The 3,164-nt window shown below is 67.2% G+C and carries 3 protein-coding genes; 1 reads left to right on the top strand and 2 read right to left on the bottom strand.

Going from position 1 to position 3,164, the window contains the following annotated elements:
• Positions 1 to 12: 12 nt before the first annotated feature.
• Entirely contained in the window at positions 13 to 756 is a 744-nt protein-coding gene (locus U9980_RS18720) for a response regulator transcription factor (RefSeq protein WP_322769100.1), read from the bottom strand.
• Positions 757 to 877: 121 nt separating this feature from the next.
• Positions 878 to 2,158: a mechanosensitive ion channel family protein gene (locus U9980_RS18715; protein WP_416210318.1), complete on the bottom strand. Its 1,281-nt coding sequence runs from the start codon at positions 2,156 to 2,158 to the stop codon at positions 878 to 880.
• 320 nt (positions 2,159 to 2,478) lie between these two features.
• Here U9980_RS18715 and U9980_RS18710 point away from each other — a divergent pair, with 320 nt between their 5' ends.
• Complete coding sequence (locus U9980_RS18710; RefSeq protein ID WP_322748376.1) at positions 2,479 to 2,994, top strand: HNH endonuclease; 516 nt, start codon at positions 2,479 to 2,481, stop codon at positions 2,992 to 2,994.
• Positions 2,995 to 3,164 lie beyond the last annotated feature (170 nt).

Genomic DNA, 3,164 nt, shown 5'->3' with positions numbered 1-3,164 from the left:
CGGTCGGGCTGGTCACGATGCCGCGTCCCGCAGGACATAACCCACCCCGCGAACCGTGTGCAGCACGCGCGACTCGCCGCCGGCCTCCAGTTTGCGGCGCAGGTAACTGACGAACACTTCGAGCGAGTTCGACGACGGTCCGAAGTCGTACCCCCAGACCCTCTCCATGATCGTGGAACGGGAGAGGACCTGACGCTGGTGGACGAGAAACAGCTCCAGCAGGTCGAACTCGGTCTTGGTGAGCGTCAGTTCCCGCTCCGCACGGGTCACCTGCCGGCTGCCCGGATCGAGACGGACGTCGGCGAAGAGCAGCGCCGGGGGCACGCCGGGCAGGACCGTCGAGGAGTCTGCACCCGCGGCGACCGCGCCAGCCGAGGCCGCGGCCCGGGCGGACAGCGATGCCCGGCGGGTCAGCGCGCGCAGCCGGGCGAACAGTTCCTCGAGTGCGAACGGTTTGACCAGATAGTCATCAGCCCCCACGTCCAGGCCGCTGACCCGGTCAGCCAGTCCATCACGGGCAGTGAGCATCAGTACCGGCAGGTCATCGCCACGGCCACGGAGCCGGCGACACGTTTCCAGGCCGTCCACCCGGGGCATCATCACGTCCAGCACGACGATGTCCGGGCGGTCACGAGTAACCGCGTCCAGCGCCTCGGCACCGTCGCGGGCCGAGCTGACCTCGTAGCCTTCGAACCGCAGCGACCGCTCTAGAGACTCCCGGACCGCCGGCTCATCATCAACCACCAGTACGCGCACACCCCACAGTCTGCCCTCCGAGTCAGGCTCCACGAGCCCTCCGGACGGCCTCTCAGCATCGCCTACCGAGATCCTTATGCACCGTTCAGTTAGCAGGCTCGTGGGCTAGCAGGCTCGTGGGCTAGTGGGTTACCGACGCCGGGCCGGTGGATCGACCCACCGGCGACCGAGCGGGTCCGTCGAGCTCGGGGAGCGGGCCACTGTCGATCACGCTGGTGGAACCCTGGCCGGCGGGATCCTCCTCGTCATCGCGATCCCGCAGTGTCGCGTCATCATCACCATCGTCGATCATGACAACCTCGCTGCGCTGGACGCTGCCGAGCTCGATCCCCTCGACGTCCAGCGCCGCCCGGACGCGCTCGCGCAGTGCCCGTGCGACATCCCACTGCTTGAGCGGCTGGGTCTTGGCGACCACCCGCAACGCGTAGCCGTCCGCGGTCATCGATTCCATCCCCCATACTTCGGGTTCGGCGATGATCAGGGAGGCGAACGCCGGCTCCGCCCAGAGCTTGTCCGCGGTCGTCTTGAGAATCCGCTTGGCCCTGGCCACGTCGGTGTCGTAGTCCAGCGGGACGTCGAGCACCATGCGTGCCCATTGCTGACCCTTGTTCCCCACCCGCGCGATCTCGCCGTTGCGGACATACCAGACCGTACCCTCGATGTCCCGCAGTCGCGTGACTCGTAGGCTGACCGCCTCGACGCTCCCGCTGACCGGTCCGACATCGATGACGTCGCCCACACCGTACTGGTCCTCAAGGAGCATGAAGACGCCGGACAGGAAGTCCCGGACGAGATTCTGCGCGCCGAAGCCGACGGCCACGCCGACCACTCCGGCGCTGGCGACGATGGGCGCGAGGTTGATGGCCAGTTCGCCGAGAACGGTCACGAACGCGATCCCGAACACCATCACCGAGGTGATACTGCGCAACAGGGACCCGACCGTCTCGGCGCGCTGGCGGCGTCGTTCCAGCAGGACGGTCGGATCACCGAAGGCACCGAGAAGGATCGCGCGCCCGGACCGGAACAGCCCGCTGGGCCCACCGTTGGCGGCCCGCCGGGTGGTCCGGATGATGAAGCGGTGCAGCATCGTCCGGACGAGAAAGGCGATCATCAAGATCAGTAAAATTTTCAGCGGTGTCCCGAGAAAGACATTGGCACCGCCGGCGAGGTACTCACTGTGGGTCAGATCGAAAACCGTCCGGCATAGGACGCCGGGCTTCTGGCCACATGCGTTCTGGACCGCACCAATGATCTGGTCGAGACTGGGAGTGATCGGGAGGTCGGTCGGGCTCGGGCTCGGGCTCGGGGTCGGCACGGCGGCTGCGGGCGAGCTCGACGCCTCGACCGCCTGGCTCAGTAACGACCCGAACGGCTGGGCGAACACGGACACGGAGACGGCCACGGCCGGATTCAGCTCCTCACAGGCAATCGATCTTCTTAGAGCAACCGGTGGTGCGACGCTCGCGGGCACCACGCGGTGCCCAGTCTTACCGATGGGCCGCAGCCGCGGAGCGATGGGTTGATGCCAGGGAATGACGTATAGTCAACGAACAGGCGCGTAAAGTGGCTCGAACGTGAGCAAAGTTGCACAGTGTGTCAACGATTACCCGACGACAATCGCAAACCCGCTCGCATTCGAGCTCTGAAGGCGGTTGACTGTCTCAGTGTCACCGGTGGCGAGCTCGTGACGGCCGCCACCCGGTAGGGCGAGGAGGTCGGCGCGTGACAGAAGCGCTGGTTCTCAATGCCACGTATGAACCGTTATGCGTGGTCTCACAGAGGCGTGCGCTGGTGCTCGTGCTCACCGAGAAAGCAGTCATGGTCGAGGCCGGAGATCGGGTTCTCCACTCGGCGACATATGCGGTCGAGGTACCCGTGGTGGTGCGGTTGGCCCGATTCGTCCGGGTGCCGTACCGATCCCAGGTGCCACTCACCCGCAAGGGAGTGCTGGCGCGCGACCATCACCGCTGCGTCTACTGCGGTGCGCCGGCGACGTCGCTGGATCACGTCATCCCCCGCTCCCGCGGGGGCGCGCATGTATGGGAGAACGTGGTGGCGGCCTGCGGCCGCTGCAATCATCTGAAAGCAGACCGGGCTGTAGCCGATCTTGGCTGGCGGCTTCGCACGGCTCCCAGAGCGCCGAGCGGAGCCGCTTGGCGCATTCTGGGCAGCCGGCGGATGGACCCGCGCTGGTCGCGCTATCTCAGCTCGGACGGTGACGAAGCCGCATCCGCCTGACCCCGGAGGCGTCGCCCACCCGCCTGGGGTCCGCCTGCCCACGATCCATCGGCGCCGGCCGGAAGGGTCAGGTGGTCATCACCAGCAGGGCGGTGTCGTCGTCGGTCTGCACGGCCAGCCCGGAAGCGGTCAGGCAGCGCCGCAGCAGCACCCGGGCCGGGACAGGCTGC

Origin of the sequence: Protofrankia sp. Cr1 (assembly GCF_963555865.1) — a bacterium.
GTDB lineage: Bacteria > Actinomycetota > Actinomycetes > Frankiales > Frankiaceae > Protofrankia.
Note: the sequence above shows the minus strand (reverse complement) of the source record. Positions and strands in the feature narration are given on the sequence as shown.